The sequence below is a fragment of the Streptomyces sp. NPDC048479 genome, assembly GCF_040651435.1.
Lineage (GTDB): Bacteria > Actinomycetota > Actinomycetes > Streptomycetales > Streptomycetaceae > Streptomyces.
Genome location: NZ_JBEZKA010000010.1, coordinates 223960 through 247341 on the forward strand (window position 1 = coordinate 223960; position 23382 = coordinate 247341).

At 70.7% G+C, this 23382-nt stretch carries 21 protein-coding genes; 9 read left to right on the forward strand and 12 right to left on the reverse strand.

Annotation, left to right across the window (positions count from 1 at the left end; all coding sequences use genetic code 11):
- Position 1: 1 nt before the first annotated feature.
- From AB0D12_RS18310 to AB0D12_RS18345, 8 genes are all read right to left on the reverse strand, one after another.
- Positions 2–811 (reverse strand): endo alpha-1,4 polygalactosaminidase, encoded by an 810-nt coding sequence (locus AB0D12_RS18310; protein WP_362683318.1) that lies wholly within the window; start codon positions 809–811, stop codon positions 2–4.
- Positions 808–1467: a spherulation-specific family 4 protein gene (locus AB0D12_RS18315; RefSeq protein ID WP_362683320.1), complete on the reverse strand. Its 660-nt coding sequence runs from the start codon at positions 1465–1467 to the stop codon at positions 808–810. Before AB0D12_RS18315 ends, AB0D12_RS18310 begins: the two co-directional genes overlap by 4 nt.
- A gap of 148 nt (positions 1468–1615) precedes the next feature.
- Positions 1616–2512 carry an NAD(P)-dependent oxidoreductase gene (locus tag AB0D12_RS18320; protein WP_362683322.1) on the reverse strand — a complete coding sequence of 299 codons (897 nt, stop codon included), beginning with the start codon at positions 2510–2512 and terminating at the stop codon, positions 1616–1618.
- Between the two features lie 8 nt (positions 2513–2520).
- Positions 2521–3234 (reverse strand): nucleotidyltransferase family protein, encoded by a 714-nt coding sequence (locus tag AB0D12_RS18325; protein ID WP_362683325.1) that lies wholly within the window; start codon positions 3232–3234, stop codon positions 2521–2523.
- Between the two features lie 69 nt (positions 3235–3303).
- The gene (locus AB0D12_RS18330) at positions 3304–4305 is read right to left on the reverse strand and encodes an SDR family NAD(P)-dependent oxidoreductase (protein WP_362683328.1); all 1002 of its coding nucleotides are present in this window, start codon (positions 4303–4305) and stop codon (positions 3304–3306) included.
- Positions 4306–4356: 51 nt separating this feature from the next.
- Complete coding sequence (locus tag AB0D12_RS18335; RefSeq protein ID WP_362683331.1) at positions 4357–5718, reverse strand: hypothetical protein; 1362 nt, start codon at positions 5716–5718, stop codon at positions 4357–4359.
- On the reverse strand, positions 5715–7214 hold the full coding sequence (gene pelF / locus AB0D12_RS18340; RefSeq protein WP_362683334.1) for a GT4 family glycosyltransferase PelF: 1500 nt from the start codon (positions 7212–7214) through the stop codon (positions 5715–5717). The genes AB0D12_RS18335 and pelF overlap by 4 nt, the downstream gene beginning before the upstream one ends.
- 141 nt (positions 7215–7355) lie before the next feature.
- Positions 7356–9509: a hypothetical protein gene (locus AB0D12_RS18345; RefSeq protein ID WP_362683337.1), complete on the reverse strand. Its 2154-nt coding sequence runs from the start codon at positions 9507–9509 to the stop codon at positions 7356–7358.
- Between the two features lie 538 nt (positions 9510–10047).
- Between AB0D12_RS18345 and AB0D12_RS18350 the strand changes: the two genes are divergently transcribed.
- The 4 genes from AB0D12_RS18350 (at position 10048) to AB0D12_RS18365 (ending at position 13180) form a co-directional block, all read left to right on the forward strand.
- Positions 10048–10668: a helix-turn-helix domain-containing protein gene (locus tag AB0D12_RS18350; RefSeq protein ID WP_327327390.1), complete on the forward strand. Its 621-nt coding sequence runs from the start codon at positions 10048–10050 to the stop codon at positions 10666–10668.
- Entirely contained in the window at positions 10665–10814 is a 150-nt protein-coding gene (locus AB0D12_RS18355) for a hypothetical protein (protein WP_362683340.1), read from the forward strand. Before AB0D12_RS18350 ends, AB0D12_RS18355 begins: the two co-directional genes overlap by 4 nt.
- A gap of 15 nt (positions 10815–10829) precedes the next feature.
- Entirely contained in the window at positions 10830–11558 is a 729-nt protein-coding gene (locus tag AB0D12_RS18360) for an SRPBCC domain-containing protein (RefSeq protein WP_362683343.1), read from the forward strand.
- 167 nt (positions 11559–11725) lie between these two features.
- Complete coding sequence (locus AB0D12_RS18365) at positions 11726–13180, forward strand: SDR family NAD(P)-dependent oxidoreductase (protein WP_362683346.1); 1455 nt, start codon at positions 11726–11728, stop codon at positions 13178–13180.
- Here AB0D12_RS18365 and AB0D12_RS18370 read toward each other — a convergent pair.
- Positions 13152–13988 carry an SDR family oxidoreductase gene (locus AB0D12_RS18370; RefSeq protein ID WP_362683349.1) on the reverse strand — a complete coding sequence of 279 codons (837 nt, stop codon included), beginning with the start codon at positions 13986–13988 and terminating at the stop codon, positions 13152–13154. The genes AB0D12_RS18365 and AB0D12_RS18370 overlap by 29 nt on opposite strands.
- A gap of 251 nt (positions 13989–14239) precedes the next feature.
- Between AB0D12_RS18370 and AB0D12_RS18375 the strand changes: the two genes are divergently transcribed.
- Both AB0D12_RS18375 and AB0D12_RS18380 read left to right on the forward strand, forming a co-directional pair.
- Positions 14240–14413, forward strand: coding sequence for a hypothetical protein (locus tag AB0D12_RS18375; protein ID WP_362683352.1), 174 nt, complete (start codon positions 14240–14242; stop codon positions 14411–14413).
- Positions 14414–15302: 889 nt separating this feature from the next.
- Positions 15303–15428: an alpha-L-fucosidase C-terminal domain-containing protein gene (locus AB0D12_RS18380; RefSeq protein WP_362683460.1), complete on the forward strand. Its 126-nt coding sequence runs from the start codon at positions 15303–15305 to the stop codon at positions 15426–15428.
- Here AB0D12_RS18380 and AB0D12_RS18385 read toward each other — a convergent pair.
- From AB0D12_RS18385 to AB0D12_RS18395, 3 genes are read right to left on the reverse strand one after another with little or no spacing between them, the layout of a single operon-like run.
- Positions 15406–16812, reverse strand: coding sequence for a lipase maturation factor family protein (locus tag AB0D12_RS18385; RefSeq protein WP_362683355.1), 1407 nt, complete (start codon positions 16810–16812; stop codon positions 15406–15408). The genes AB0D12_RS18380 and AB0D12_RS18385 overlap by 23 nt on opposite strands.
- Positions 16813–16823: 11 nt before the next feature.
- The gene (locus AB0D12_RS18390) at positions 16824–17354 is read right to left on the reverse strand and encodes a DUF1990 domain-containing protein (protein ID WP_362683358.1); all 531 of its coding nucleotides are present in this window, start codon (positions 17352–17354) and stop codon (positions 16824–16826) included.
- Positions 17351–18169: a YndJ family protein gene (locus AB0D12_RS18395; RefSeq protein WP_362683463.1), complete on the reverse strand. Its 819-nt coding sequence runs from the start codon at positions 18167–18169 to the stop codon at positions 17351–17353. The genes AB0D12_RS18390 and AB0D12_RS18395 overlap by 4 nt, the downstream gene beginning before the upstream one ends.
- Positions 18170–18311: 142 nt before the next feature.
- Here AB0D12_RS18395 and AB0D12_RS18400 point away from each other — a divergent pair, with 142 nt between their 5' ends.
- The 3 genes from AB0D12_RS18400 (at position 18312) to AB0D12_RS18410 (ending at position 23254) form a co-directional block, all read left to right on the forward strand.
- Positions 18312–19643 carry a DUF6777 domain-containing protein gene (locus AB0D12_RS18400; RefSeq protein WP_362683361.1) on the forward strand — a complete coding sequence of 444 codons (1332 nt, stop codon included), beginning with the start codon at positions 18312–18314 and terminating at the stop codon, positions 19641–19643.
- A 53-nt stretch (positions 19644–19696) separates the two neighbouring features.
- On the forward strand, positions 19697–21772 hold the full coding sequence (locus AB0D12_RS18405; protein ID WP_362683364.1) for a SpoIIE family protein phosphatase: 2076 nt from the start codon (positions 19697–19699) through the stop codon (positions 21770–21772).
- 102 nt (positions 21773–21874) lie between these two features.
- On the forward strand, positions 21875–23254 hold the full coding sequence (locus tag AB0D12_RS18410) for a wax ester/triacylglycerol synthase family O-acyltransferase (protein ID WP_362683367.1): 1380 nt from the start codon (positions 21875–21877) through the stop codon (positions 23252–23254).
- The last annotated feature ends 128 nt before the right edge of the window (positions 23255–23382 follow it).

The window sequence follows — 23382 nt, forward strand, 5'->3', positions numbered from 1 at the left end:
CTCAGCACGGCTGGCGCCAAACCCCCAGATCGAGCTTCTTGCGCATGGAACTGAGCCCCAGCCGGCGAGCACGCTTGCAGAACTTGTCGACCGGGAGCGCGTACTCGACATGGAAGACCGCCTTGCCGGCCTTCACGAAAGGTGTCAGCGCCGCACAGTCGCCGTACTGCGCGCATTCCTCGTTCACGGCGAAATCGAAATCGCCCACCAGCTGGGGCACTTGAGGCAGATCGTTCTTCAGCCCCACCGACAGGCCGCGCTCGTGCGCGAGACGCGCGATCATGCGGTTGTACGCGAGCTGGTGCGCGGCGGTCAGCGGAAAGCCGGTCTCGTTGAGATAGGCGTCCAGTAGATCGGGTTCGACCGCGTCGAAGCCGCGTGACCGGCAGATGTCCATGCGCTCGGCCATCAGCGGGCGGAGGGTGTCGAGACGGCGGATGTCCAGCCAGCGTTCGCCCTCCCAGCCGTTCTGGCCGCCCAGGACGGCGGCGGAGAAGTTCCTGTGGTCGGGGCGGAAGGACTCCCATGCCCCGGCGTTGATGTAGCAGATGACCTTGCGGCCGGCCCGGTGGAGCCGGCGGACGGTCGCCGCGTCGTTCTCAAAGCCGTCGATGTCGTAGACCGGCACGTCGACCCGGTCGTCGATCGGGCCGTCGAGCTGCCACTGCCAGGCGGTACCGGGCCGCGGCAGCCAGCGCGGTCCCGGAGTGGGGTGATCCGGGGAGGGGTCCGGAGGTGGGGCCGAGCAGGCTGCCAGCAGCAGAAGAGCGAGGCCGAGGATCACGGTCCGCGGCCGGGTCGTGCAATTCATGAGGCCTTCCGGAGAACGGGCGGCAGGGCCGACCACGGGTTGGGCCCGTGGCCGGGTACGGCGCAGTGCACCGCGGCACGTCGGAGTTCCGCGGTACGGGCGGCGAGCCCGCAGAGCCCGGCCGGCACCCCGTGCACCAGGTGACAGAAGCGGGCCGGCGGATGACCGGCCGTCCAGGACGGGGCGGCCGGGGCCGCCCGGTAGGCGTCCCAGCCGCCCTCGAAGGTGACCAGCAGATCGGCGAGCGCCGCGTAGCCGGCGGTGGGATGGACGCCCGGGTTGAGCGCGACCGTCTGCCCGCCGCGCGCCCGGGCGGCACGGGTCAGCCGCCGGTAGTGGCGCAGCCCGGCCGCGTCGGGAGCGACCTGGTCGAGGAAGAACCCGTCCGTGGCGTACCAGTCGCGGTAGCGCTCGAAGTCGTGCACGACCGCCCGGGCCGGGCGGCGCCCGTAATCGGTGTCCGCGTATCCCAGCACCCGTACATCGGCCGCCCGCAGCGCGTGGACGGCGGCGGCGAACGCCGGGTCGGGGGCGTTGCCGGGTCCGTCATCGATATTGAGCACCACGCCGTAGAGGAGTGGTGCGGAGGCGACGAGGACGTTCCAGGCGTCGGGGTTGACGGCGGGGTGGACATACATCGGCACGAGGAGTGTCATGCGTGACGGCCCTCCGATGCCGTGCCGGTGGAGCCCGGATCGCCGCGGTGCGGCAGGTGGTTGCCGGGCGCGGGCCGGATGCTCGCCGCCGGTGCGCGCTTCTCTGCGGCCCGGACATCGAAGCACGCGACCCGCCCCGTCGCCCCGGTCATCGGGCTGCCCCGGCCGGGGCCGATGACTCCCACAAGGCGATGAGGGAGTCGTCCAAGGTGCGTTCCGGTCGCCAGTCCAGCGCGGCACGCGCCGCGGCGATGTCCGCGCACTGCCAGGACACGGCCGTCGAACGCGCCGAGCCGTCGCCCGTCTGCTCGAGGCGGCCGCGGAAGCCGGCCACCCGCATCAGTGAGTCCGCCAGTTCGCGTACCGCGGTGGCGCGGCCGCTGCCGATGTTGAGTACGGGCGGCAGCGGCCCGGCAGCCGTCGCCGCGCGGACGGCCGCGTCCGCGACGTCCCGTGCGTCGATGAAGTCACGGTGCGCGGACAGGTCGCCGACCTGGACGGCACCCTCGTCACCGGCCCGCCGCAGCTCGCCGGCGAGCCGTCCGGGCAGCCCCGCGGCGGGCGCGCCGGGACCCACGGGGTTGAAGACGCGGAGCACGACCGCGTCGAGTCCACAGGAGTTGACGGCGACCGTACCGGCCAGCTTGGTGGCTCCGTACGGGCTCACCGGTCTGGTGGCGGCCGACTCGGCGACGGGCGAGCCGGGTGCGGTCGGCCCGTACTCCGCGGCGGATCCGAGATGGACGAGCCGGGCGCCCGGTGCCGCGTCCCGCAGCGCCTCGCAGAGCGCGGCCGGACCGCGCGCATTGATGTCGGTGAGGTGTACGGCGCTGCCGGCCACCGCGCCCGCGCAGTTGACGACGACGGAGGGAGAGGCCGCGTGCAGCGCGTCCGCGAGGACGCCGGGACCGGCGGTGAGGTCGAAGGGCACATCGGCTGCCGCGGACCGCCCGCCGACGAGCAGCCGCACGCCCGGCAGGGCGCGCAACTGCTCGGCGGTGTGCCCGCCCAGGAATCCGGTGGAGCCCAGGAGGAGGATGCGCACGGAACCTCTCACGCTCCCTTGAGGAGGAGACCGCGGTGGGTGGTGAACTCCGCGTTCGCCCGGTCGTAGTCGTCGGGGCGGCCGATGTCGAGCCAGTAGCCGTCGAAGTCGTAGGCGTGCGGCGGGTTCTGGGCCTTGAGCAGGTCCAGTACGAGCTCGTCGAAGCCGAGCGGCAGACCGGGCGTGTAGCCGGCGAGGGTTTCCCGGTTGAGTCCGTACACGCCCATGGAGACGCGGTAGTCCATGCTCGGCTTCTCGGCGAAGCCGACGACCTTGCCCGACTCCGTGGTGAGCACCCCGAAGTCGATGGCGACCTTGCGGGCGTAGGTGGCGATGGTGAGCGGTGCGTCGGACTCCCGGTGCTGCCTGATGACGTCCCCGTAGTCGAGGTCGGTGAGGATGTCGCCGTTCATGACGAGGAACTCGTCGGGCAGCCGGTCCATCATCGTGAGCAGCGGGCCCATGGTGCCGAGCGGGCTGTCCTCGGTGGAGTAGCCGACGCGCAGGCCCCATTGGGAGCCGTTGCCGACGTACGCGCGGATGATGTGTCCGAGGTGGCCGATGGCGATGGTGCAGCTGGTGAAGCCGGCGGCGGCGAGCTGGCGCAGCACTATCTCGAGGATCGCGTGTTGGTCACCGATGGGCACCAGCGGCTTCGGTAACGCGGTGGTGTACGGGAGGAGGCGGACGCCCTTGCCTCCGGCGAGGATCACTGCGTGCATGAAGACTCCCCTGTCAGTACTGTCGGTGTTCTGTTGGGTGGCGCTTTCGGACGCGGTGGTCGAGCGCGGTCAGACGTTGTAGATGCCGGTCTTGTAGCGGGCCAGGTTCGCCGGGTCGCGGAAGAAGCCGATGGTGTGCGCGAGCCCGTCCGTCAGGTCGAGCTCGGGCTGCCAGCCGGTGGCCGCGCGCAGCCGGGCGGCGTCGGCGACCAGCCGCATCACCTCGGAGCCCGCCGGCCGGATGCGCTCTTCGTCCTCGCGTACGTCGAGATCGGCGTCCATCAACTTGCCGATGAGCCGGGTGAGTTCGCCGATCGAGATCTCACCGCCGGTCCCTGCGTTGAAGGTCTGGCCGACGACGTCCTCGGCCGGCGCGGTGCCGACGGCGAGAAAGGCACGTGCGGTGTCCTTCACGTAGAGGAAGTCCCGTGTGGGGCGCAGATCCCCGAGCGTGATGACCCGTTCGCCCGCCGCGACCTGGCCGATGACGGTCGGGATGACCGCCCGCATCGACTGGCGCGGCCCGAAGGTGTTGAACGGGCGCAGCGTGACCACCGGAGTGTCGAAGCTGGCGTGGTAGCTGTCGGCGAGCCGGTCGCCGCCGGCCTTCGAAGCGGCGTACGGGGACTGGGTGTTGATGGGATGGTCCTCGGTGATCGGCACGGTCTGCGCGGTGCCGTACGTCTCGCTGGTGGAGGTGTGCACCAGACGGGGGATCCCCAGCTTGCGCACCACCTCCAGCACATTGAGAGTGCCCGTGACATTGGTGTCCACGTAGCTGTGCGGGGCCCGGTACGAGTACGGGATCGCGATCAGTGCGGCGAGGTGGTAGACGGCCTCGGCGCCCTCGGCGAGCTGATGCACCGAGCCGGGGTCGCGGACGTCCCCGAGGACGATCTCGACCTGGTCGAGGGTGTCGGGAGAGAGCGTCTCCAGCCATCCGTAGGAGGAGAAGGAGTTGTACTGGGCCATGGCGCGGACCCGGAAGCCGGCGGCGACGAGCGTCTCGGTCAGATGCGATCCGATGAAGCCCTCGGCTCCGGTGACGGCGACAAGTGCGTTGGTTGTCACGAAAGCTGCTCCTCTGTTTCGGTGGTCGGGTGCGGTGCTGTCAGAACACGGTCAGCGGTGTGCGGTGGGCCGGCCGAACAGCCGACAGGCCCCGGCGACCAGAACGGCCGCCGCTGCGGTACGACAGATCAGTTGGACAGGGCCCGGTGGCAGCCCCGCGGGCAGCGCCGCGGCCTCGGCGGCCGCGGCGACGAGACAGACGGCGGCAGGCATCCAGGCCACCGAGAACGCCTGGAGCAGCAGCGCTGTCCAGAGCACGGCGCCCAGGACGAGCAGCGGCGCGATCCCGGTCCCGGCGACCAGCGCGCCGAGCGCGAGCACTGCCAGATACGCGCCGAGGCAGAGCGCCAGGGCCCGGCAGGCGCGCAGGGTGAAGCCTCGTGAGGTGGTGCTCTCGCGCAGTGCGGCGACGGCGAGCGAGCGATAGCGGTACAGCAGCCACTCGGCGAAGCCCATGCTGAGCGTGAGGACGACGACCGAGCGTGGATCGCCGGCCCCGGCCAGCGCCGCCAGCACTCCTGCGGCCAGCCCGAACAGTCCGTACGGCAGGGAGCGCAGCAGCTTGGGCCTGGCTCCGGCGGCGGTGGGCGCCGACCGCAGCGTCTCATGGATCGCATGCCCGGCGGCCGCGACCGCGAGTGTCACCGTCGCGAGCAGCAGCCCCAGCGCGAGCGGCACCGGGAGCCGCCACACCGAGGCCGCCGCCGCGCCTGCCGCGACGGGCAGCAGGGTGAGCAGCAGTACGCGTTCGCGGCCGAGGACGAGCAGAACGCTCGCCGCGGCGAGATAGCAGGACTGTCCGGCGGCGAACGCCGCGCCGGTACCGGGGCCCGAGACGAGCAGACCCGTGACGGCGGCCCCCAGAGCTCCGGCCGGGCCGCCGATGCGCAGGGTGCGCCCGGCGGCGGCCCGCCCCTCGGCCGCGAGCCGCAGATACGCGCGGTGGCTGAGCGCCTGGTTCCAGGCCCAGGCCGCCAGCGCGGCGGCGATCAGCCCGGAGACGTCCGCCGTGCCGTGCCACAGCCCGGCGCCGAGTACATACGCGAGCCCGGGCAGTGCGAAGACCAGACCGCGCAGCGCACAGCGCAGATGGTCGGGCCGCCAGGGGTCGGGTGCGGGCGGCGGCTCCGGGTAGTGGCGCGGCACCCGTGCGTAGAGGTCCTCGGCGAGCGTGAACAGATCCGGACGCGCGTAGCGTTCGCTGATCTGATCCCCCGTCAGGCCGTCCGATTCGAGCAGCGCGGCCACTTCGTACGGGTGGACGGCGACCGCGACCTGCTCGACCAGGCGCTCGGCCAGCTCGTCGATCGGGTCCGCCGCCCAGCTGGGCCGGGCGCGGGTCCTGCTGCGCGGCCTGGGTACGGCCGGCAGGGTGTCGCCTTCGCCCGGCACCAGGCGTAGCGGGCCGCTCATGCGAGTACCCCGACGGTCTGCTGGGACGCCGTGGATCCGCTCGCCGATTCGGCGGTGCCCAGGGCGAGTTCGAGATAGATGGAGCGGAAGGTGTCGACGGTCTGCCGGAGCGTGAACTGCTCGATCACCCGCAGCCGCGCCGCCTCGCCCATCGCGCCGCGGCGCTGCGGATCGCGCAGCAGCTCCAGTGCCGCGCGGGCCATCGCCTCCGGCTCCCGTGGCGGTACGACAAGACCGCTGTCGCCGACGGCCTCGCGCACTCCGCCGACGTCGGTGGAGACGGTGGCGCGCCCGCAGGACATGGCCTCGATCAGCGTGAACGGAAAGCCCTCGCTGATGCTCGAGAGCATCACGACATTGCCCGCCGCGTAGGCGTCGCGTATGTCCTCCACTCGTCCTTCGAAGGTGACGGCATCGCCGTGTCCGAGCTCGGCGGCGAGCGCCTCGCAGCGCTCCCGGTACGCCTCGCCGCCGCGCGGTGTGCCACCGAAGAGCCGCAGCTGCGCCTCGGGTATCTCCTTCCGTACGAGCGCGAAGGCCCGGATCAGCGTCTGAAGATCCTTGATCGGGTCGACGCGGCCGGCCCAGCTGAGTGTGGGCGCGTCCGGTTCGGGTCCGGCGGGCGGGAAGGCCGCAGGGTCGACGCCGTTGTAGACGGTTCGGATGAGCTGCGGGTCGGCGCCACCGCGCTCCTCCCAGAGGCGGTTGTAGCGGTTGCCGGGCGTGACCAGCGCGGCCACGCGGTACGTCTCCTCGGCGAGCAGCCGGAAGAAGCCGAGCAGCAGCGCCTTCACCGGCCAGCGATAGGGGCCGGTGCGGTAGCCGAGATAGCGCTCGCGCAGATAGACGCCGTGCTCGGTGAGCAGCAGCGGTACGCCGTACAGCTGCCTGCCCGCCAGCCCCGGCAGGACCGCGATGCCGCCGCTGACCGCGTGGGCGACGCCGTGCTGCGGTGGCGCTGCCGCCAGTGGCCGCAGTGCGTGTTCCAGCAGGTCGGTGGCGGTCAGCGCGTCGTGCAGTGTGGGCCGGGAGGCGTACACCGGCAGGTCGGGCCGGTTCCAGACGCCCACCAGGGTGCGCACGGCCTGGTCGGTGCGCAGTGCGGGTGCGAGCACACCGTCACGGGCCGAGCGGGCCAGTTCGTACAGAGCGGGTCCGAAGTGCGCCTCGGCCGCCGGGTCGAGGAGCGAGGTCAGGAACTTCTCGTACGCGGCCATCAGCAGCCGCAGCCTTCGGCCGCGCGGCGCGGCTCCGGTCGGGTCGGGCCCCCACATGGGGACGGAGACGGGCGGCGAGACATGTGCGGGCAGCTCCCAGGCGAGGGTCTCCCGCCCGGTGCCGGTCACCGCGATGACCTGGAAGTCGAAGTCGGCCATTCCGCCGACGAGTTGGTCGCACCACACGCTCACGCCGCCGTGGCTGTGTGGATAGGTGCCTTCGGTGAGGAGGGTGACCAGATGCGCGCCGGACCGCGGCGCGCGAAGTGGCTCGGCCATGTGGAACTGCTCCCCTGGGTGCGAGAAGGGAAGGGGCGCCTCGCCCGTCGGGCAGGCAGGGGCGCGTGGATGCCGCGGTGCCCGGGGCAGGGCTGGGCCCCGGGACCGCGAGAAGTTCGTCTGTGGCTGGTGCTGCGGTTGTCAGCCCGTCACGCCGTACGGAACGCGCTGGCGCACACCCGACGGAAGCGGCAGCCGTGGTGCGGCCGGCGGGACCGGCGTGGCCTTCGGCGTCTTCGCGGTACGGGCGGCGGGCGTCGCGGCGGCGGGCAGGGAGAGGCTCACCCGGTCCTGGAGCAGTCCGGGCGCGACCCAGCCGGAGACCGAACCGGCGTACGGGCTGCCGAAGCCGGTGGTGCCCAGGAACTGGTTCTGCCGGGTGCCGGCCGGCATCGTGGCGGTGACCCGTACCCCACTGGGAGCCTGCACCGTGACGGCGTCGCCGATGCGGTACGCGGTCACCTGGCCCGCCTTGACGGCGGTGTTCCAGGCGGCACGGTCGCGCAGCTCCGCGCCGATGTCGCGGTGGCGCAGATTGACCAGTGGGGTGTTGTCGGCGTACAGCGCCGCGTAGTCGTCGAGGATGCGGTTCAGCACCGGGTAGGCGATACGGTCCTCGGCCAGGTTGGACTGGTGGATGTAGTGCGGCCGCGGGTCGTTGGCGAGGACGTGGCCGAGGCCGATGCGGGCCTCCAGCGGGACCACGTAGGACGCGTATCCGGTGCCCGTGTCGAGCGGCTCCTCCAGGCACGTGGAGTTGGCCGCGGTCTCACAGATGCCGCTGCCGCCGTCGGAGGCCCTGGTGTAGATCCAGTTGTACTCGTCGATCTGCTCGCGGGTGTGGCCCGCGTTGTAGAAGACGTTCATGGGATAGCGGGGCACCGTGCGGGCGGGGCCGACCTGGCGCTGGGCGGGGTCGCGGGAGTTGTCGGAACCGAGCCAGCCGACGGAGTTGGCGACGAGTGCGGGCGCGAGGTTCGGGCTGTCGTCCGGCTGCTGCGGCAGGATCTTCATTCCGGAGTGCTCACCGGTGATCAACTCGTCCGTCTGCAGCGGGAGTCCGGCGCGCTGGCCCCAGGCCCGGTTGTCGCCGATCTGCGCGGAGATCTCGGCCTGGCTGACGTACTGCGTACTGCCGTCGGCGTTCCTGGTGCACACCCAGGGGACGACGGTGACGTTCTGGACGCAGCCGAGGAAGGGGTGGTTGTAGGTGTGGTTCACCCAGCGGTAGGCGTTTCTGTCGGCGGTGAGCTGCTGTGCGAGCGGGTCGCTGCCGGCGTTCTCCTCCTTGAACAGCTCGCTGCCGCCGCCGTTGAAGACCATGTCCAGTGTGAAGCCCTTGGTGGCGGACCACTGGGCCGCGTACTGCGCGTCCGCGGCCGTCATCCTGATCGGGTCCGGCTCGCCGCCCTGGCCCGGGGGGCAGTCCACGTCGCCGGGCGTGCAGTTGAGCACGCTGTCCCAGCGGTCGTCGGCGGCGAAGACATCGTCGACATGGACGGCGAAGTAGTTGCGGGCCGCGCCGATCATGACGCCCTGCGTCAGCCAGTTCACGATGCCGCGGGCCAGCAGCCGGAACTGCTGCTGGTACTGGTTGTAGACGAACGTGACGACGAGCTCGCGACGGCCGTCGTGGCGGTACTCGCCGACGATCGAACCGCGCTGCTGCGAGCCGGGCAGCGGTGCCTCGACGTAGCTGGTGAAGTCCGCGCCCGCTGCGGGCCTGGCGACATGTGCGTAACTCTCGCCCACAGAAGGGGAGTTGTTCTCGAAGGGCACGGGCCCGTCGAGATAGCCGAAGGGACCGGCCTTGCCGGCGGCCGTCACCTCGGCCCGCGCACCGTCCAGCGAGCCGCTGTACCCGCCGTTGACCGGGTAGTCCAGACCGACCTCGGGACGGGCGTAGGTGTACGCGTCGACCTGCGGGATCGCGAAACTCTGCTCGTACGAGGCCAGCGCCGCCAGCTCGGCGGCGCCCACTCCGGCGGGACTGTCGCTGGGCAGCACCACGGCCTGGTACTTGGCGCGTGGACGCCCGTCCACGGTGTCGGCGAGGAAGCCCGCGTCGATCACCGGCCGGTTCGTCCCGGAAAGATCGAGCAGGGTGTACGGCGTTCCTGAGCCGTCGAGTTCGGCGGCGATGGCTGCGGTGGCGGGACCCCCGTCGTCCACCACCAGCACCTTCAGATCGATACGCGGCACCGGTGCCGCGACGGCCCCGGTGGCAGGCGCGGCGAGCGCCAGCAGAAGTGCGCTCGTAGTGGACAAGGCAGCCGTGCGGACGGTGCGCCCCATGTATGTGTTCCTCCCCTGAAGGGCATGCCGGACATGGCCCGGTATGCCCTTGCCCCCCTGCGGTGGTCGACGTGTCCCGGCGACGCCCCGCGTGTCCCGCTCTCTGTCGGATCACATAGTGAGGTGCCTTTTGGGGGATCTGTGTGGGCATTGTGAAACCTGGCGCAAAGTGGATGCGAAGCGGCTGCCGGGATGGTCGGGGAATCACCGCCTTTCGCGCCCTGCGAAAAGGCGGACCGCTTCCGGCCCGCGATCGGGCATCCAGGTCGGAACGTCCGAAAGCGGTTGCCGGGCGCCGGGTGACCTCCAAGGGTCTGGACCACTGAAGATTCTGGGGCGCGACTCGCTGGATTCAGCCAACGTTGCGCGGCGGCCGCGCTCTGCGGGCACGGCCGGTCGCCGGCTTTCCCGCTGGGCCCACACGCTCCGCACGGCACCAGCGGCCGCGCCTCCGAGCGGACGAACGGATTCCGCAATCCCCTCGGCCGACAAGTGATTCTGTCTGGACAAATTTATTTGTCGGTGAGAGGGTGGAGCCATGTTGGACGTGACCGTGATCGAGGACTCGGCGGCTGCCGCCGTATCGCTGGACCCCATGCGTTCCCGGCTGCTCGCCGAGCTCGCCACCGGGCCCGCGTCGGCGGCCATGCTCGCGGGCCGTGTCGGACTGCCCCGCCAGAAGGTGAACTACCACCTCAAGGCGCTGGAGCGGCACGGCCTGGTCGAGCTGGCCGGCGAGCGCAGGAAGGGCAATGTCACCGAGCGGCTGATGCGGGCCACGGCGGCCTCGTATGTGATCTCGCCGCTCGCCCTGGCCGCGGTGCAGCCGGACCCGGCCCGCTTCCGCGACCAGCTCTCGGCGCGCTGGATGCTCGCCGTCGCCGCGCGTCTCGTACGTGATGTCGGCACCCTGATCACCGGGGCCACCAAGGCCCGCAAGCGGCTCGCGACCTATGCGCTGGACGGCGAGGTCCGCTTCGCATCGGCCGCCGACCGGGCCGCGTTCGTCGAGGAACTGACGCACGGCGTCGGCGCCCTGATCGCCAAGTACCACGACGAGAACGCCGAGGGCGGCCGCGAGCACCGGATCGTCGTCGCGCTCCACCCCACCGTCAAGCCCGATCCCCCTGCCACCAGGGCCATCGAGGAGTCGTCATGAGGAAGCTTCTCATCGGCCCCGTCGTCGGCAGCGGCAAGCGACGCCCCTTCCAGGAGGGGCTCGCCAAGACCCCGCTCGAGGTCGTCCGGTCCACGACGTTCGGCTCGGGCGTCCACCACGTGATCTACGCGCCCAGGAGCGCCTGAATATCAGGAGTCATCATGTCCAAGGAATTCGAGATCGTCCGCGAGTTCGAGGTCGAAGCCAGTCCCGAGCAGGTGTGGGACGCGATCACCACCGGCACGGGCGGGTGGCTGTGGCCCATGGAGTACGAGCCGAGGGAGGGCGGCGCCGCGCCGTTCGGCGGCACCGTCACCGCATGGGACCCGCCACGGCATCTGACCGGCCGCACCGAGAGCCCGGAGGACGTGCCGCAGCAGTCCTTCAACCAGCTCGAGCATGTCATCGAAGAGCGCGAGGGCGGCGGCTCCTGGGTGCGCTATGTGCACAGCGGCATCTTCGTCGACGACTGGGACAACCAGTACGACGGTGCCAACAAGCACACCGACTTCTATCTGCACACCCTGCAGCAGTACCTCAAGCACTTCACGGGCCGCACCGCCACCTTCGCGACCCTCGAGGCTCCCGCCGCCTCCAACGCCCCGGGCGGGCTCGAGGTCGTCAGCCGCGGGCTCGGACTGCCGGACGACGCGGCCCAGGGGGCCACGGTGCGCGTCGAGGTGCCCGGCGCCGGTCCGGTCGACGCGGTCGTCGACTTCCGTAACCCGTACTTCATCGGGCTGCGCACGGACGAGGCCATGTACCGCGTCTTCGGCCGGAACCACTTCGGAGCGCCGGTCGGGGTCAGCGTGCACGACTTCGCCAGTGGCGCTGACGCCAAGAAGAACGAGGACGCCTGGCGCATTTGGCTCACCGGCCTCTTTGCGTGACAGGGGAGAAGGGCCCGGCCGTGCGGATCCCGGCCGGGCCCCTCGCCGTGCCAGGACCGGTGCGGATCCCGGCATTTTGCCCACACCTCATCACTCAGTAAAGTGGCGCTTTTGAAACTGCTGCGTGGGCGCTACGGCGTACGAGTGATCGAGGAACGGCAAAAGCGATGACGGTGACAGAGGACAGCCCGGTGTTCGGTCCGGGCATCGACCCGGAGCGGTTGGCCGTCTGCCTGAGCGTGCTCGACCAGCTCGACAAGCTGGATGTCGACCACCCGGACGCGATCACGGTACGCCGGGCCACGGCCGGCATCTACCGGACCGTGAAGCAGCGCCGCCGCCAGGACCGCCGGGCCGCCAAGACCGCCCACGACAAGGCCGTCACCGAGGCCACCGCGACCGGCTCCGCCGAACGGATCGACGACGAGACGGAGGGCCTGCTGCCGTCCTCGTCGGTCACCGGCGAGATCGCGGGCATACTCCAGCGTCCCCGGTCCTGCTACATCTGCAAGAGCCGCTACGTAGAGGTCGACGCCTTCTACCACCAGCTGTGCCAGAAGTGCGCGGCCGAGAACCGCGCCCGCCGCGACGCCCGCACCGACCTCAGCGGCAAGCGCGCCCTCCTCACCGGCGGCCGGGCCAAGATCGGCATGTACATCGCGCTGCGGCTGCTCCGCGACGGCGCCCACACCACCATCACCACCCGCTTCCCCGGCGACGCCATCCGCCGCTTCAAGGCGATGCCGGACCGTGACGAGTGGATCCACCGCCTCAAGATCGTCGGCATCGATCTCCGTGACCCGGCGCAGGTCGTCGCGCTCGCCGACTCGGTGGCCGCCGAGGGCCCGCTGGACATCCTGATCAACAACGCCGCGCAGACGGTACGCCGCTCCCCGCAGGCTTACAGCGAACTCCTCGCCGCCGAGTCCGCGCCGCTGCCCGCGGGTGAGCTGCCCAGCTCCCACGTCATCGGCGCCTTCGGCAGCGGCGCCCAGGCCGCGCTGCCCGTCGGCCGCGGTGAGGCCCTGACCGCCCAGGACGTCACCGACCTGGCACTGGTCACCGGCTCCGCCTCGCTCGCCAGGATCGAGGCGGGCACAGCCATCGACGCCGGTGGTCTGGTTCCCGATCTGCACGACACCAACAGCTGGGTCCAGACGGTCTCGGAGGTCGAGCCGGTCGAGCTGCTCGAGGTCCAGCTCTGCAACTCCACCGCGCCGTTCATCCTGATCAGCCGGCTCCGCCCGGCGATGGCAGCCGCTGAGGCCAAGCGCACCTACGTGGTGAACGTCTCCGCCATGGAGGGCGTCTTCAGCCGGGGCTACAAGGGCGCGGGCCACCCGCACACCAACATGGCCAAGGCCGCGCTGAACATGCTCACCCGCACCAGCGCCCAGGAGATGTTCGAGTCCGACGGCATCCTGATGACCGCCGTCGACACCGGCTGGATCACCGACGAGCGCCCGCACCCCGACAAGATGCGCCTCGCCGACGAGGGCTTTCACGCCCCGCTCGACCTGGTCGACGGCGCCGCTCGCGTCTACGACCCGATCGTGCGTGGCGAGGACGGCGAGGAGCTCTACGGCTGCTTCCTCAAGGACTACGCTCCGGCGAACTGGTAGCCCGCAGCTGCTCGTGGACGGCGTACGAGCCGGTGCCCGCCGCCGCGCGCACTCTCGTGCCGCCGTCGACCAGCAGATCGGCCCCCGTCACCCATTCGGCCGCGTCGGAGACGAGCCAGAGCACCGCGCGCGCCACGTCGCCGGGCTCGCCGATCCGGCCGAGCGGCAGGCCTTCGGCGATTCGCCGCTCGGCGCCCTCCCAGACGAAGCGCGCCATCTCGGTGCGTACGAGCCCCGGTGAGACGGCGTTCACCCGTACGGCCGGGGCCAGTTCGCCGGCGAGCTGACGTGTGAGGTGCAGCAGCGCCGCCTTGCTCGTGCCGTAGGCGCCGACCTGCGGGCCCACCCCATGCGTGCCCTCGGTGCAGATGTTGACCACGGCCCCGCCGTGCTTGCGCATCCAGGCCCGCCAGGCGAGCTGCACCAGTCGCAGCGCCGCCTCCACATTCACCACGAACGTCTGCCGCCACTCGTCCGGATCGACCTTCATCAGCGGACCGTAAGGCGCGTTGGTGGCAGCGTTGTTGACCAGAATGTCGAGGCGTCCGAACTCCCGTACCGCGAGCTCCGTGCACTGATCCAGATGGGCCGGATCGGCGACGCTGCCGGTGCAGCCGACCGCCCGCGCACCCGCGCCGCGCAGCTCCGCCACGGCCGTGCGCACACCGTCCGGATCGCGTGCGGTGACCACGACATCGGCTCCCGCCTCCGCCAGCGCCTGGGCGATGGCGAAGCCGATTCCCCGGGAAGCCCCGGTCACCAGGGCTGTCCTGCCCTCGAGGCTGCGTGGTGCGCGCCCGGAAGTCATCTGCGTACGATCCCATGAAGCCCCGGACAGGGACAGACCGTTGGCCGGAATTGAGTCGATGTACAGGCCCCATCGAGCGGGCTCGCGCTCATTTGGTTACTCTGGGGTGAACGGACGCCACCAAGGGATCCACGAAAACCCCTTGGCCGTCCTGGGACAAGTCTGCAACCAGGCCGCGGTCCCGCCCGAGTGACGGCGCCACCGCGACCGAACTGCCCTTGTCCCAGTTACGCGACACAGAGGAGTGCGCGGTGACAACAGAAGTGACGAAGCATGAAGAGCGACCGCCCGAACGAGGCGGCGAGCGGGCCGGTCGGCCCGAAGAACTCGGCAGCCTTGAAGTCTGGGCCCGATCAGCACCGATCCGGCTGGCCGGCTACGAGGAAGACCTCGCGGAGCCGCATATCCTGCCCGGCATCGACTGAGCGGATCGCTTTGCCGCGTACCCCCTGGCCACATCGGCAGGGGGTACGAACGGTCAGCGCGTACGAACATCGGCGCGTACGAACGTCAGGCTGAGGCGGAGTGAGTGGCGCTGGAGATCCGCTGAGGCCCACGACTGTCGCGTCAGCCCTTCCCGCAGGTCACGGTGATTCATCCGATGGTTGTGGTGAGAAAGTTGCCCTCTGCCCGGTGAAGAGCATTGACAGGTCTCCGTCACGCTTCAATCATCGGACCTCATGACCGAACTTCCCAGACGCCATGTACTCGGAATGACGGCGGGGGCGGCAGTCGGCGCCGCCCTTGTACACCCGGCCACGGCCGATGCGAGCCCGCGAGCGGCAGCACCCGAGCAGCACGGTGACTCGGGCGGTGACTGGGGCGGTGACTGGGGCACCGCCCCCGCCGCCGTGCCTGTACCGCTCGACCGCTGGTTCGACAACGACGGCACCGACACCGCGGACGCCCGCGGTGGCAACTTCGACGGCTCCGGCTACACCTTCCCCGGCGAGGAACTCCCCGCCGGACAGCTGGAGATCGACGGCATCGCCTATCTCCTCCCCGCTGCCACTGCGGGCACCAAGAACAACATCGTCGCTCTCGGACAGCGCATCGAACTCCCCAAGGGCCGGTATCTCTCCGGTCTGTTCCTGGTGGCCGGAAGTTACGGAGCTGCCTCCGGCAAGGCGACCGTGCACTACGCGGACGGCACCACGCAGACCGCGGCGCTCGGTGGCCCCGACTGGTACTCGGGCAGCGGCGCGCTCACCGCCCCGTACCGCTACAACCCGGCCGGACAGAAGGATCCGCACCAGGTCGTCATCGCCCACCGTCGAGGCGCCGGTGCCCGTCAAGCCCGGCGACAAGGTGACGATGCTCGGCCACGGCCGGCCGCTGAGCTGGCGTACGACCGGCGGAAAGTTGGTGATCGACGTGCCCGCCGCGGCCCGCCTGGCCGGCAAGCACGCCTGGGTGTTCAAAATAGCCTGGTCGGTCTGAGGTACTCGCGTACATAGCTCCGGTGCCACCAGGCGCCGGTGGCCCGCAGTTCGCGCCAGGTCGTGTACCGGTAGCGGTACACCCTGGCGCGGACGTACGCGGGCGGGGCGTCCGGGAACGGATTGTGCCCCAGCAGCCGCAGCGTGTCCCGGTCGCCGTCCAGCAGCCGTTCCACGAAAGGCCCGAACCAGGAGCGCGCATAGGCGGGGGAGAGCGCTGCGAACCACATCAGCCAGTCGAGCCGCAGATGGTACGGGGCGAACTGGCGCGGCATCCGGCGTACGTCACCCGGCTTGCCCTTGAAGCCGTACTCCCGCCACACCGTGCCCTGGTGGAGCACCGTCTCCTCGGTGCCTTCCATCACCACCTCATGGCGCACCCGGCCGACCGTGCCGAACGCGCCGTAGGCGTTGACCAGATGGAGCGGGTCGTAGGAGCGGTTCATCGACTGCCGCTTGGAGAGCAGATTGCGCGCCGGGCGGTAACTGAGGCCAAGGAGCAGGACGGTTACGGCGATCGCGACGATCTCGTACCAGAGCGGCGGCGCGGGCAGCGCGGGCGGATCCGCGAGCAACGAACCGTCCACGGCGGACAGCGCGAGAGTGATCGTTATCCAGTTCAGCCAGGCGAAGTTGCCGGAGAGCACCAGCCACAGCTGGGTCAGCACAATCAGGCCCGCCGCGACGCTCGCGACGGGCTGCGGTGTGAACAGCAGGATGGGAACCACGAGCTGGGTCACATGGTTGGCGGCCACCTCGACCCGGTGGAAGGGTTTCGGCAGATGGTGGAAGAACCAACTCAACGGCCCCGGCATCGGCTGGGTCTCGTGGTGGTAGTAGAGGCAGGTGAGGTTGCGCCAGCACTCGTCGCCGCGGATTTTGATCAGCCCCGCGCCGAATTCCACCCGGAACAGCACCCAGCGAAGCAGCCACAGCACCAGCACGGGCGGGGCTGTGCGGTCGTTGCCGAGGAAGACGGCGAGGAAGCCCGTCTCGAGCAGCAGTGACTCCCAGCCGAAGCTGTACCAGGTCTGTCCGACATTGACGATGGACAGATACAGCACCCACAGCAGCGCCCACCACACCATCGCGGCCCCCAGCGGGATCCGGTCGGCGGCGCCCGCGACCAGGGCCGCGGAGAGCAGACAGCCGGCCCAGGCGCAGAAGGCGAAGAAACGGTCGGAGTAGTGCAGTTGGAAGAGGCTCGGCGCGCGGCGCAGCGGTATCCCTCGTACGTACTCGGGCACCGGCAGCATGCCCCGCTCGCCGATCAGCGCCCGGAACTGCAGGGCGGCGGTGAGAAAGGCGATCAGATACACGCCGGCCAGAGCCCGCTGGAAGACCAGCCGGCTCAGCCAGTAGTCACTGTCGCTGAACCACTCCATTACCTCCAGTATCAGGGAGCGGCGAGCCGCCGCAGTGTGTGACTGAGCCGCCTGGCGTAAGCCTTCTGCAGTACAGGAACCAGCGGACCCGCGAGCCGGGTGTACCAGGTCGCCGGACGGCTGAACGCCGTCACCGTGAACCACACCGAGCCGTCGTCCCGGATGTCGACGATGAACGACTCCTCGCCGCACTCCGGGTGCCCGGTCAGCGTCCCGTACGCGAAGCCCGTCCGGTTCCTCTCGTACGCGGTCCAGATCACCTCGCACGGCGCGGTGAACCGCAGCTGTCCGACACCGGCCGAGACCTCGAGGCGGGCGCCCGGCTCCGCCTGTACCGCGTCGGTGCGCACCTGGGCGCCCGACCCGCGGTGCATCCGCCAGGTGCTGACCGCTGTGCCAGCGGCCTCGAAGGCGGCGCGGCCCCGGCCGATCCGGGTGGTGTGGTGGAGGTGGTGGTAGCCGTCGGGCAGCGGGCCGAGCCGGGTGGCGCCGGTCTCCGGGTAGTTGAGCGTGCGGCCGGTCTGCCTGCGGACGCTTTTCATGCGGGTGTCTCCTTGAGTCGTCGCCAGGCCAGCACCGAGCAGAGTGCGAAGCCCAGGGCGTTGCCGAGGCCGTGGGTGGCGGCCATCCAGGTCAGAGTGGGGTGGGGCAGTCCGGTGGCCTCGCCGAGCGCCCAGCTCAGGGCGAGCAGCATCGTGGCCACCAGTACGGCGGCCGAGACGGCCAGCAGTGTGCGGGTGAAACGGTCCCGACCGCCGGTCCGGACATCCCGCCACGTCAGCAGAGCCACGGCCCACATACCGGCGGTCAGTACGAGTGCCCCCAGCAGCTCGGCCCAGTCGTCGAGGAAGTAGCCGCCGAGGACCAGCAGGGTGCCCAGCGGCACGCTCAGCGCGGCGAAGCGTCCGGCCGGCCCCGCTGCAGCCCGGCAGACCAGGCCCGCGACCAGCGCGGCGGCGAACCCGGCGAAGTGGAAGTGAGGCACGGTCAGCGCCAGGATCGGCAGGCTGAAGCCGAAGAGCGAGTGTCCCGAGCGCTCGGCGACCAGTGCCAGGCCGGCAACCGCTGGTGTCACCAGCGCGGTGAGCACCGCGATCTCGGCGGGTGCGAGCGAGCGCGTACGGATCAGCCGTCGCGGCGCGTGCAGAGCGAGGGCCAGTGTGCCGAGCGCGTACACGGCCGCGAGTGCCGTGGCTGCGGTCGAGCGCGGCAGCCACAGAGCGACCCCTCCCGGAACAGCGAACAGGAGCCATGTCCGCCGAATGGACGTGAGCTCGGCGCCGTCGATGAGGCGGACTCCAGCGGGCACCACCACCAGCATCCCGAGCATCACGATCAGGTTGACCAGTACGAACATCACGTACCCCCCCTGGACTTGAACGTGTTCAGTTTATTTCGGCCGAGACTATCCCCTTACTTGAACGCGTTCAAGTCGCGAGGGTGGCGGGAATCCGGCAGAACTTGAGGAACATTTCAGGGTGAAGAGGCGGGAGACTTTTGTGCGTTCACCAATTCGTCGTTGGTACGCGGCCGTCGCCGCGCTGTCCGTCGCGCTTCTCGCCGCCGGTTGCGGCGGCGCCGGCGACGCGGCTTCTTCGGGCGCGGGCTCGGGTGCCGACTCGCGGGAGGTCCTCCTCCAGCCGGTCGCAGCCCAGGGTCCGGACCCGTACACGGCATCGACAGCCAGAAATATGAAGCCGCCTCTGCCGCCTCCGCCGCCCCGGTCGAGCGTGCCGGGCAACCGGGCCGGCACGGGCCCGGCGATGAGCACGTTCCTGGGTTCGACGCCCGGTCTCTACGGCGGCACCGAGGCCATCGGCAGTTGCGACGTGGGGCAGCAGGTCACCCTCCTCAGCCGCGACCGGGTCAAGTCGCGTGCGTTCGCGCAGGGCATGGGGGTCGCTCAGACGGACGTCCCGAACCTCCTGCGCGGCCTGACCTCCGTCATCCTGCGCGCCGACACCCGGGTGACCGGCCATGGGTTCCGTGACGGCTCCACCACCACCTATCAGTCCGTGCTGCAGGCGGGCACGGCCGTTCTGGTGGACCAGTACGGCGCGCCGCGCGTCCGGTGCGTCGGCGGAAACCCGCTGAAGCCACCGGTCGCCGTCAAGGGCGCCCTCGTGCACAAGGGCCGGGCCTGGGCGGGCTACCGGCCCGAGCAGGTCATCGTCATCAAGCCGACCGCCACGGTGATCAACAACCTTGTGATCGTCAGTGTCCGCAACAACAGCTGGATCGAGCGGAGGGTGGGGACCGACGGCGAAGAGGACAGGAAACCCGCTGTGCTCCCGCCCGTGCATCCGGACGATGTCTTCGCGAACCCGCAGTCCACCGAACTGACCGGGCCGAGCGCGCCGGCGGCACCGAGTGGCCAAGGGCAGCCGAGTGGCCAGGCTCAGCCGGTCAACCCGACCGGGCCGAGCGCGCCGGCGGCACCGAGTGACCAGGCCCAGCCGGGCGACCCGGCCGGGCCGGGCGATGACACGCAGGGCAGCGGCGATCCTTCGATCCCGGACTGCCCGGCACCGGCCACCCTCGAGCCGGGTGAGGAGCCGGTATCCAGTCCGCTCGAGCCCGGCTGCCCCACGCCGACCCTGACGGGGCCCGGGCAGCCGCAGGTGGACCCGTCGATCGATCCGTCCATCGATCCGTCCATCGACCCGTTCATCGACCCGTTCCTCGACCCGGCCATCGACCCGGCCATTGACCCCGCTGTCGCCGCGGACGTAGCCCCGGATGTGCCCGTGACGGACGAGCTCCCGCCCGCCCCGACGGAGCTCCTCACCTCCTCCGCGGAGTCGACGGAGCCGGACACGTTCCAGGGCTGAGCTGATCGTCCGAACCGGTCGAAGAATCCGACAAATGATGGCAGAGTGGCCCCATGGTTGATCGGGCAGCGGGTGCCCCGTCGCTTCCCGACGACTGGCCGGCCCAACCGGAACTGAGCTTGAACCTCAACCGCATGGGCAGCTTCGACTGGGACCTGGCCAGCGGGCTGATGAACCTGGACCCGGCCGGACACGAAGTGTTCGACCTGCGCCCCGGTGAGTTCGACGGCCACCCGGGGAGCCTGAAGCTCCGGGTGCCGACGGACGAGGCCAGCCGGCTCGACGCCCTGGTGTCGCGGGCGCTCAAGAGCGGCAGTCAGCACTACGGCGCGTACTTCCGCATCCGCTGCCGCGACGGCAGCCTGCGCTGGACCCACACCCAGGGCTTCATCCGGCGCGACAGCGCGGGCCGGCCGCTGCGGATCATCGGCATCGTCCGCGACGCCACCGAGGAGCTCGCCGACTCCTCCGCACGCCTCGAAGTGGATGCGGAGCGGCGTCGGCAGACCAGCGTCGTCGAGAGCACCACAGCCGCCCTCGCCCACGCCAGGACCGTGCAGGAAGTCATCGACGTACTCAGGGACTCGCACGGTCTGGAGCACTTCGGCGCGACAAGCCTGGTCATGGGGCTGCTGGAGTCGGGCGGGCGGATCCATCTGGTCGCCGACGGTCCCGAGGGCTCCTTCGTGCCAGGCACCCGCTACACGCGGGTCGACGACGAGTACCCGATGAGCGAGGTCGTCCGTACGCTCACGCCCCGCTTCATCGAGTCCAAACGGGACTTCGCCGACTCCTATCCGCGGCTGTGGCCGCATATCGAAGGGCTCGGCATCAACTCCGCCGTCTATCTGCCGCTGATCGCGCAGGGCCGCCCCATCGGAGCCCTCGGTCTCCTCTACGGCGACAGGACCGGCTTCAGCTCCGAGGAGCGCAATGTGCTGGTCGCGCTCGGCAGCAGCATCGCGCAGAGCCTGCAGCGTGCCGTGCTCTACGACCAGGAGCACGATCTCGCCCAGGGTCTGCAGCAGGCCATGCTGCCGCGCCGGATCCCCGCCGTGCCCGGGGCGCAGATCGCTGTGCGCTACCGCTCCGCGCGGCTGGGCAGGGACATCGGCGGCGACTGGTACGACGTCATCGCGCTGCCCGGCGGGCGGGTCGGCGCGGTCATCGGCGACGTGCAGGGCCATGACACACACGCGGCCGCGGTGATGGGGCAGCTGCGCATCGTGCTGCGGGCGTACGCCGCCGAGGGGCACACTCCGGCCACCGTGATGGCGCGCGCCTCCGTCTTCCTCCATGAACTCGACACCGAGCGGTTCGCGACCTGTATGTACGCGGAGGTCGATCTGACCACCGGTGTGATGCAACTGGTGCGCGCGGGGCATGTGGACCCGTTGGTCCGGGACAACGACGGCGGCACCCGTCGGCTGCCGGTGGAGGGCGGGCTGCCGCTGGGGCTCTCCGCGGAGTTCGGCCGGCTCGAATACCCGGTCACCACCGTCGAGTTGGACCCCGGACAGACCCTGCTCTTCTACACGGACGGGCTGGTCGAGGTGCCCGGCGCCGACCTCGACGACGGAATGCAGATGCTGACCGCGCTGGTGCGCGGCGGCCCGCGCGATCTGCAGCTGCTGGGCGACCAGCTGTGCGATGTGGTCGACGAGCGGAGCGGCGACGACGATGTGGCGATCCTGCTGCTCCGCCGCAAGGGCGCGTACACCCCGCAGACCGGGGGCCGACTGCAGCAGCATGTCGCGCAGAACGACCCCGAGGCGCTGCGCTCGGCCCGGCACATGATCCGGGCGGCTACCGGGGCCTGGGGGGCGCGCGAGCGGTCGGACGAGATCGAGCTGGCCGCCGACGAGATGATCACCAATGCGCTGATGCACACCGACGGCGGGGCGATCGTCACCATCCGCGTGCTGTCCGGGGTGGAGCGTCGGCTGCGGGTGGAGGTCGAGGACCGCTCCAGTGCGCTGCCGCGCCGGCGCGACGCGGGGGAGTCGGGTGTGTCCGGGCGCGGTCTGATGCTGGTGGACCGGCTGGCTGAGGCGTGGGGCGTGGAATCGCGAGGAAGCGGCAAATGCGTGTGGTGCGAGTTCATGATTCCGGAGAGGCCGAAGTCTTGATTATTACCAGTTGTTAACTGTCCGTGAACTGATCGTACTTGACCGTAACCGACCGCAGGCGATTGACTTCGCACACCTGGCCTTCTAGGACATGAGGAACCATTGAGCAGCGAGCTCCTCGCACCTCTCGACCTGGCGTTCTGGCACCTTGAGTCCGCCGGTCATCCGATGCATCTCGGCGCCCTGGCATTCTTCGCTCCCGCTGCCGTGGCCACGGCAGCCGCCGGGCCGGGCGCGCGGGGCGGCGACCGCCTCCTCGACCTGCTCGCCGGTCGTGCCGCGGCGATCCCCCGGCTGCGGATGCGGGTGCGTGACGTTCTGCTCCCCGTCGGCGGCGCCGCCTGGGCCATGGCCACGGACTTCGACGTGCGACGGCATGTGCACCACGTCCGCCTCCCCGGGGGCGACTTCGCCGCCGAGGCCACCGCCGTCGCCGCCGAGCTGATGGAGCGGCCCCTCGAGCGCGGCCTGCCGCCCTGGGAGATGTATCTCCTCACGGGCGCGGACGACGGCAACGAAGGGCCGTTCGCGGTACTGGTCAAGCTCCACCACGCGCTGGCCGACGGTATGCGCGCGGTCGCCATCGGGGCAGGCATCTTCGACCAGATCGCCGACGCGCGCACCGTCGGCGTACGGCGGCCGCGCACCGTACCGCCCCGGTCGTGGACCGGAGATGCCTGGCAGGTGGCCGGTTTCGCCCGGGCCCGTATCGAGGAGCTCGGCCGCGCCGTTGGCGTCGGCGCCTCCGTCGTACGGGCCAGCAGGTTCGACCCCCGGGGTGTGCCCGCGCTCTCCGCAGGCTCCAGCGGCACACGACGGCTCGGCACCGCCGTGCTCGACCTGGAGGATGTGCAGCAAGTACGCAGGGCGGTGGGCGGCACGGCCAACGACGTACTTCTCGCCACCGTGGCGGGCGCACTGCGGCGCTGGATGGGAGACCGGGACGAGCGGCTGCCCGCCGCCGATCCGCGCGCCCTGGTGCCGGTCTCCAGGCGCAGGCCCGGTAGCCCGTCCGGCTCGGGCAACAAATTCTCCGCGTATCTGCTTCCGCTCCCCGTCTCCGACCCCGACCCGCGCTCGCGGCTCGACGCCGTTCGCACCGCCATGGACCGCAACAAGGCGGCGGGCCCTTCGCGCGGCGCCGGTGCGCTGGCCGTAGTCGCCGATCAACTGCCGCCGCTGGCCCACCGGTTCGGTGCGCCACTGGCCGGAGGCGCGGCCCGGATGCTCTTCGACGTCCTGGTCACAAACGTGCCGCTGCCGCGCTCGGCCCTTTCGCTCGGCGGCTGCCCGCTGCGCGAGGTCTACCCGATGGCGCCGCTGGCCCGCGGGCAGTCCCTGGCGATCGCCATGTCGACCTACGGCGGTCAGGTGCATGTGGGCCTGGTCGCCGACGGAAAGGCCGTGCCCGATGTGGACCGGCTCGCGGAGAGCCTGCGTGAGGAGCTCGCAGAACTGCTCAGCGTCACCGTCGCCGGATAGACGCGGAAGTCTTGCCGGGCCCGGGTCTCACCAGTCCCGATCCCCACCAGTCCTGATCCTCACCGGCCTGATGGATCCGATAGATCGGACAGGTCGGACGCCCACCCCCAGATCTGACCGCTTCAAGG

Coding starts and splice junctions, on each gene's coding strand:
- AB0D12_RS18355 (WP_362683340.1), top strand. CDS start 10,665: ATGAGGAAGCTTCTCATCGGCCCCGTCGTCGGCAGCGGCAAGCGACGC.
- AB0D12_RS18310 (WP_362683318.1), bottom strand. CDS start 811: ATGAATTGCACGACCCGGCCGCGGACCGTGATCCTCGGCCTCGCTCTT.
- AB0D12_RS18325 (WP_362683325.1), bottom strand. CDS start 3,234: ATGCACGCAGTGATCCTCGCCGGAGGCAAGGGCGTCCGCCTCCTCCCG.
- AB0D12_RS18365 (WP_362683346.1), top strand. CDS start 11,726: ATGACGGTGACAGAGGACAGCCCGGTGTTCGGTCCGGGCATCGACCCG.
- AB0D12_RS18335 (WP_362683331.1), bottom strand. CDS start 5,718: ATGAGCGGCCCGCTACGCCTGGTGCCGGGCGAAGGCGACACCCTGCCG.
- AB0D12_RS18385 (WP_362683355.1), bottom strand. CDS start 16,812: ATGGAGTGGTTCAGCGACAGTGACTACTGGCTGAGCCGGCTGGTCTTC.
- AB0D12_RS18350 (WP_327327390.1), top strand. CDS start 10,048: ATGTTGGACGTGACCGTGATCGAGGACTCGGCGGCTGCCGCCGTATCG.
- AB0D12_RS18370 (WP_362683349.1), bottom strand. CDS start 13,988: ATGACTTCCGGGCGCGCACCACGCAGCCTCGAGGGCAGGACAGCCCTG.
- AB0D12_RS18315 (WP_362683320.1), bottom strand. CDS start 1,467: ATGACACTCCTCGTGCCGATGTATGTCCACCCCGCCGTCAACCCCGAC.
- AB0D12_RS18345 (WP_362683337.1), bottom strand. CDS start 9,509: ATGGGGCGCACCGTCCGCACGGCTGCCTTGTCCACTACGAGCGCACTT.
- AB0D12_RS18390 (WP_362683358.1), bottom strand. CDS start 17,354: ATGAAAAGCGTCCGCAGGCAGACCGGCCGCACGCTCAACTACCCGGAG.
- AB0D12_RS18405 (WP_362683364.1), top strand. CDS start 19,697: ATGGTTGATCGGGCAGCGGGTGCCCCGTCGCTTCCCGACGACTGGCCG.
- AB0D12_RS18380 (WP_362683460.1), top strand. CDS start 15,303: ATGCTCGGCCACGGCCGGCCGCTGAGCTGGCGTACGACCGGCGGAAAG.
- pelF (WP_362683334.1), bottom strand. CDS start 7,214: ATGGCCGAGCCACTTCGCGCGCCGCGGTCCGGCGCGCATCTGGTCACC.
- AB0D12_RS18360 (WP_362683343.1), top strand. CDS start 10,830: ATGTCCAAGGAATTCGAGATCGTCCGCGAGTTCGAGGTCGAAGCCAGT.
- AB0D12_RS18395 (WP_362683463.1), bottom strand. CDS start 18,169: ATGTTCGTACTGGTCAACCTGATCGTGATGCTCGGGATGCTGGTGGTG.